The following is a 6,427-nucleotide window of genomic DNA, read 5'->3' as shown; positions in this document are numbered from 1 at the left end:
ATAAGAGCAAATAAAATTCGGTGTCAACCGGCCAAGATAATTGACGCGGAACCGGCCAAGTTAATTGACGCTAGATATGCTTTATTAAAAGTATTTGTCATATTCTTATCCAACATTAGTCTAATAGAGCAATGCATTTTTGTAGTGCATCAATAAAATTATCTACATCTGTATGGTTATTATAGAAAGCTAAGCTTGCTCTAAGGGTGCCATTGACCCCTAAATGCGCCATTAAAGGCTGAGTGCAATGATGGCCACTGCGCAGTGCAACCCCATATCCGTCAAGTAAAGTTGCCAAATCGTATGGATGCTCATCTTTATAGTTAAAACATAAAGTGCCAATATTATGCTTAAGGTCACTAAATAGGGTGATGCCATCAATTTGCTGTAGTCTATTGGCTGCATAATTAAATAGCGTTTGTTCATATTCAATTAAAGCAGGGTGATTTAATGCATTTATATACTCAAGTGCTGCACCAAAGCCTAATACGCCGGCAATATTTGGCGTCCCCGATTCAAACTTTGCCGGTGCATCGCGATAAGTGCTGTGCGTTAAGGTTACGGTTTGGATCATTTCTCCCCCGGTTTGGTATGGGGTGAGGGCATTTAATTGCTCGTAGCGGCCATATAAGCCACCTAAACCGGTTGGCCCCAGCATTTTATGGGCAGAAAAAACGTAAAAATCACAATTAAGTGTGCTTAAATTAGCTTTTAAATGCATTGCCCCTTGTGCGCCATCAACCAGTACTAATGCGCCTACCGCTTTCGCACTGGCAATCAACGGCGCTAAATTAGTGATATTACCAAGCGCATTAGAGGCTTGGCTAATGGCCAATAACTTAGGTTTATGCTGCTTTATAAATTCACAGCATGCAGGTATATCAAAGGTGGCATCGTCGTTAAGCGGTAAAATAGCAAGCTTAGCACCAGTTTGCTGAGACAAAACCTGCCAAGGTACAATATTAGCATGATGCTCAATAGGCGTAATAATGATGGTATCGCTGGCTTTTATTTGATTTTTTAAGCCATTAGCAACTAAGTTTATAGCTTCAGTTGCCCCTTTAGTCCATACAATTTCATTACTATTAACACCAAAAAATTCTGCAGCTTTATCGCGTACTTGCTCATAACGATAAGTAGCCTGCTCACTGAGGGTATGGCGTCCACGATGTACGTTCGCGTTTTGCGCTGCATAAAACTCTGCCGTGGTATCAATAACGCATTGTGGCTTTTGTGTGGTTGCCCCAGAGTCTAAATAAGTTAAAGTTTGGCTATTAATCGTTTGATTTAGGATAGGGAAATCATTACGTATTTTAGTGATATCAAACGTGGAAACAGACATAAGCTCATTTAATTAGTCAATTTAGGGCGAGAATTGTAATCTGTTTAAGATAATTCTCAAGTGCTGAGTAACAAAAAAGGCCGCAATAGCGACCTTTTAAAATACTTAAGCAATATTACAGCGAATTAACGCTTGTCAGTTGCTTTGTAGTCACGTTGTGTGTAACCCGTGTAAAGCTGACGTGGGCGGCTGATCTTATGACCAGGTTGAGATAGCATCTCATCCCAGTGAGTGATCCAACCAACAGTACGTGCCATTGCAAAAATTACAGTGAACATGCTTGTTGGAATACCGATCGCTTTTAAGATAATACCTGAGTAAAAATCTACGTTAGGGTAGAGTTTCTTCTCAACAAAGTACGGGTCTTCAAGCGCAATTTGCTCAAGCTTCATTGCAATATCAAGCAATGGATCTTGAATATTTAGCTCAGCAAGTACTTCGTGACACGTTTGACGCATTACCGTTGCACGTGGATCAAAGTTTTTGTAAACACGGTGACCAAAGCCCATAAGACGGAACGGGTCTGACTTATCTTTTGCTTTAGCTACGTATTCGTCAATGCGATCAACAGAACCAATTTCTTCTAACATGTTTAAACATGCTTCGTTAGCGCCGCCGTGTGCAGGGCCCCAAAGAGATGCGATACCAGCAGCAATACAAGCATATGGGTTAGCACCAGATGAACCTGCAAGACGTACAGTAGACGTTGATGCGTTTTGTTCATGATCAGCATGAAGCATGAATATTTTATCCATAGCTTTAGCCGTTACAGGGTTAACTTTATACTCTTCAGCAGGTACAGAGAACATCATATGTAAGAAGTTTTCGGCGTAGCTTAAATCGTTACGTGGGTATACAAATGGTTGGCCAATGTTTGTTTTATAAGCCATAGCTGCAATAGTAGGTAACTTAGCTACTAATTTAATTGCACTTGTTTTGCGTTGGCTTGCGTCTGTAATATCAAGATCTTCATGATAAAAAGATGATAAAGCACCAACCACGCCACATAGCATTGCCATAGGGTGTGCATCAAAACGGAAACCTTGGAAGAAAGTTGCAATTTTTTCATCTAGCATAGTGCTGCGAGTGATTTGTTGTGCAAATTCTTCATACTGCTCTTTTGAAGGTAACTCACCGTTTAATAGTAAGTAACATAGCTCTACATAGTTAGAGTCTTCAGCAAGCTGCTCAATTGGGTAACCACGATGAAGTAGAACACCTTTGCCGCCATCAATATAAGTAATTGTAGATTCACAAGAGCCAGTCGACATAAAACCTGGATCGTAAGTAAAGTGACCATGTGAACCTAATGTACGTACGTCAATTACATCCTGGCCAGCAGTACCTTGATAAATTGGAAGTTCGATTGGATCTAGACCATCAATATGGACTGTGGCTTTCTTATCCGCCATCTATGTATCTCCTATTAAGATAACTATTCTGATTTTATACTCTAAAATCTGTTTTAAGCACATCTTCTCATTTTAACGTGAAAGAGGGGTATAAAGTCAATTTTTATAAGCATTATGCGTATACGTATAATAAATATTCGGTATGGTTTGAATATTATACCATTGGCTAATTTGCAAATGGCTCTAACTAAACAAGAATTGTAAAAAGGCCTGCGGCTATATATACTGTCGAAGGTTTTTAACCGTATTGTATTTAGGTAAACATATTTTTACATTATAATTTTTGCATTATAGTGAACTTTATTTGTAAAGAGACGTTTATTTTGATAGTTCCATCAGAAATATTTGGTGGGTTTTAGAAAAACAAGTAGATGAGCCCCACTGTGGGCAAGATGGGCAAGTAACTGTGAAAAAGCAAAGACCTGTAAATCTAGATCTAACAACTATATCTATGCCGGCAACGGCTAAAGCGTCAATTTTCCACCGCGTCACCGGTGTTGCATTATTTTTTGCTTTAACGTTTGTCATTTGGGCTTGGTCAGAGTCTCTTTCTTCTGCTGAAGGTTTTGAATTCGTCAAGGGTCTGTTTAACGGATTCATTGCCAAATTTATTGCTTGGGGCACCGTATCTGTATTGGGTTATCACCTTATTGGTGGTATTCGCCATATGATTATGGATATGGGACATTGGGAAGAACTTGAATCAGGTAACCTCAGCGCTAAAATTGCAATGGCTCTTGGCGTTGTGTTTGCCGTATTGGCAGGGGTGTGGATATGGTTTTAAATCAAGCAACTCTTAAACGTGATGGTGTACAAGATTTCGTATCTTTACGTACCACGGCATTAATAATAAGCGCGTATGCGATTTTTATTATCGGCTATTTTTTAGCAACGCCAGAAGTCACTTTCGAAGCCTGGACAGGCCTCTTCTCTAACCTAGCAATGAAAGGGTTTACTTTAATTGCCCTGGTTTGCATTATGGTTCATACCCGCATTGGCCTTTGGCAAGTTCTAACAGACTATGTTAAGTGCGCTAAGCTTCGTGCTGTTTTAGGCTTTGTACTAAACCTAATGGCCTTTGCTTACGTAGCTATTGGTCTAATCGTATTATGGGGTGTATAAGTGAAATATTCTGTTCGTGAATTTGACGCCGTAGTAATCGGTGCCGGTGGTGCAGGTATGCGCGCTGCTTTAGCTATTACTGAGTCTGGCAAAACGTGTGCTTTAATTTCTAAAGTATTTCCAACTCGCTCACACACTGTATCAGCACAGGGTGGTATTACAGTAGCGCTTGGTAACTCGCACGAAGATAACTGGGAATGGCACATGTACGATACCGTTAAGGGCTCCGATTTTATCGGTGACCAAGACGCTATTGAATATATGTGTCAAACAGGCCCAGAAGCTATTACTGAATTAGAAAACATGGGTCTCCCATTTTCTCGCTTTGAAAATGGCCGTGTTTACCAACGTCCTTTCGGTGGTCAATCGAAAAACTTTGGTGGTGAACAAGCTGCACGTACTGCGGCAGCTGCCGATCGTACTGGTCACGCACTATTACACCTTCTTTATCAACAAAATGTTAAAAACAAAACAAATGTATTCTCAGAATGGTATGCACTTGATTTAGTTAAAAACGATAATGGTGATGTAGTAGGTTGTACTGCAATTGAAATTGAAACAGGTGAAATCACTTATTTCAAATCTAAAGCAGTAGTATTAGCAACAGGTGGTGCGGGTCGTATTTTTGCATCAACTACTAATGCGCACATCAACACCGGCGACGGCGTTGGTATGGCAACACGTGCTGGTATTTCTATGCAAGATATGGAAATGTGGCAGTTCCACCCAACGGGTATTGCTGGCGCGGGTACGCTAGTGACCGAAGGTTGTCGTGGCGAAGGTGGTTATCTTTTAAATAAAGATGGCGAGCGCTTCATGGAACGTTATGCACCAAACGCAAAAGACTTAGCGTCTCGCGATGTGGTTGCACGTTCAATGATGACTGAGATCCGTGAAGGTCGTGGTTGTGATGGTCCTTGGGGTCCTCACCTTAAGCTAAAACTAGATCACTTAGGTGCAGAAACACTAAATCTGCGTCTTCCTGGTGTATGTGACCTTGCTAAAACATTTGCTCACGTTGACCCTGCAAAAGAACCAATTCCAGTAATTCCTACATGTCATTACATGATGGGTGGCGTGCCAACCAACGTAAATGGTCAAGCGCTACAAATCGACGCAAACGGCAAAGAAACAATCGTTGAAGGTTTGTTTGCGGTAGGTGAGATTGCCTGTGTATCAGTACACGGTGCTAACCGCTTAGGTGGTAACTCATTACTTGATTTAGTGGTATTTGGTCGTGCGGCCGGTAACTTCTTAGGTAAATACCTAAATGATGTTGAAATTTCTAAAGCGGCATCAGAGTCTGATTTAGAAACATCACTTGCACGTTACAATCGTTGGGAAAATTCAACGGCTGGCCAAGGTGAAGATCCAGTTCAAATCAAAAAAGACTTACAGCAATGTATGCAACTTAACTTCTCGGTATTTCGTGAAGGTGACTCAATGGCTGCTGGTCTGCAAGAACTTAAAGAAATTCGTGAACGTCTGCAACATGCACGTCTTGATGATAAATCATCAGACTTCAACACGCAGCGTATTGAATGTCTTGAACTAGATAACTTAATGGAAACAGCTTACTCAACTGCAGTAGCTGCAAACTTCCGTACCGAAAGCCGTGGTGCACACTCTCGCTTTGACTTCCCAGATCGTGATGACGAAAACTGGTTATGTCACTCAGTATTTAATCCGTTAACGGATGAAATGAGCAAGCGTGACGTAAACTACGCGCCTAAGTCGCGTGAAGCTTTCCCACCTAAAGCACGTGTGTACTAGGAGATAGACGATGGCACAAGTACAATTTTCAGTTTATCGTTATAATCCCGATGTTGACAACGCACCTCGTATGCAAGAATACACCTTGCAAACAGAGGAAGGTCACGACATGATGGTTTTGGATGCACTTATTCTTTTAAAAGAACAAGATCCAACATTATCTTTCCGTCGTTCATGCCGTGAAGGCGTGTGTGGATCTGATGGTGTTAACATGAATGGTAAAAATGGTTTGGCATGTATCACTCCTTTATCTACGCTGCAAAAAGGTGGCAAAGGTAAAATAGTAGTGCGTCCATTACCAGGCTTACCTGTGGTTCGTGACCTTGTTATTGACATGAGTCAGTTCTACACTCAATACGAAAAAGTTAAACCGTATCTAATTAATGACACGCCAGCAGCTGGCGAGCGTCTTCAAACAATCGAAGAACGTGATAAGTTAGATGGGCTTTATGAGTGTATTTTATGTGCATGTTGTTCAACATCGTGTCCTTCGTTCTGGTGGAATCCAGACAAGTTCATTGGTCCAGCAGGCCTTCTTCATGCTTACCGTTTCTTGGCTGATAGCCGAGATACAGCAACAGAAGAGCGTTTAGCTGACTTAGACGATGCTTTCAGTGTGTTCCGTTGCCACAGTATAATGAACTGTGTTAGCGTTTGTCCTAAGGGTCTTAATCCGACCAAAGCAATTGGACAAATAAAATCTATGTTATTAAACCGAGCGGTTTAATTACTTAGTAAATGTAGGATGGCTAATACTAATTAGTCATCCTGTTATCAT

6 protein-coding genes are annotated in these 6,427 nt (G+C 41.1%); 4 read left to right on the top strand and 2 right to left on the bottom strand.

Features of this window, described 5'->3' with window-relative positions:
* Positions 1–115: 115 nt before the first annotated feature.
* Together AAEZ22_RS11635 and AAEZ22_RS11630 are read right to left on the bottom strand one after the other, a co-directional pair.
* Positions 116–1,342 (bottom strand): aminotransferase class V-fold PLP-dependent enzyme, encoded by a 1,227-nt coding sequence (locus AAEZ22_RS11635; RefSeq protein WP_179807016.1) that lies wholly within the window; start codon positions 1,340–1,342, stop codon positions 116–118.
* 125 nt (positions 1,343–1,467) lie between these two features.
* Positions 1,468–2,754: a citrate synthase gene (locus tag AAEZ22_RS11630; protein ID WP_011328331.1), complete on the bottom strand. Its 1,287-nt coding sequence runs from the start codon at positions 2,752–2,754 to the stop codon at positions 1,468–1,470.
* A gap of 406 nt (positions 2,755–3,160) precedes the next feature.
* Here AAEZ22_RS11630 and sdhC point away from each other — a divergent pair, with 406 nt between their 5' ends.
* The 4 genes from sdhC to AAEZ22_RS11610 are packed head-to-tail and all read left to right on the top strand — an operon-like array spanning position 3,161 to position 6,376.
* Positions 3,161–3,538 carry a succinate dehydrogenase, cytochrome b556 subunit gene (gene sdhC / locus AAEZ22_RS11625; protein WP_011328329.1) on the top strand — a complete coding sequence of 126 codons (378 nt, stop codon included), beginning with the start codon at positions 3,161–3,163 and terminating at the stop codon, positions 3,536–3,538.
* Entirely contained in the window at positions 3,529–3,876 is a 348-nt protein-coding gene (sdhD, locus tag AAEZ22_RS11620) for a succinate dehydrogenase, hydrophobic membrane anchor protein (protein ID WP_011328328.1), read from the top strand. Before sdhC ends, sdhD begins: the two co-directional genes overlap by 10 nt.
* Positions 3,877–5,649 (top strand): succinate dehydrogenase flavoprotein subunit, encoded by a 1,773-nt coding sequence (sdhA, locus tag AAEZ22_RS11615; protein WP_011328327.1) that lies wholly within the window; start codon positions 3,877–3,879, stop codon positions 5,647–5,649.
* A 10-nt stretch (positions 5,650–5,659) separates the two neighbouring features.
* Complete coding sequence (locus tag AAEZ22_RS11610; protein ID WP_011328326.1) at positions 5,660–6,376, top strand: succinate dehydrogenase iron-sulfur subunit; 717 nt, start codon at positions 5,660–5,662, stop codon at positions 6,374–6,376.
* Positions 6,377–6,427: the final 51 nt, after the last annotated feature.

The organism is Pseudoalteromonas sp. 20-MNA-CIBAN-0454 (assembly GCF_040308685.1).
In the GTDB taxonomy this organism is placed as follows: domain Bacteria; phylum Pseudomonadota; class Gammaproteobacteria; order Enterobacterales; family Alteromonadaceae; genus Pseudoalteromonas; species Pseudoalteromonas nigrifaciens.
This window is presented reverse-complemented; position numbering and strand designations above follow the sequence as displayed.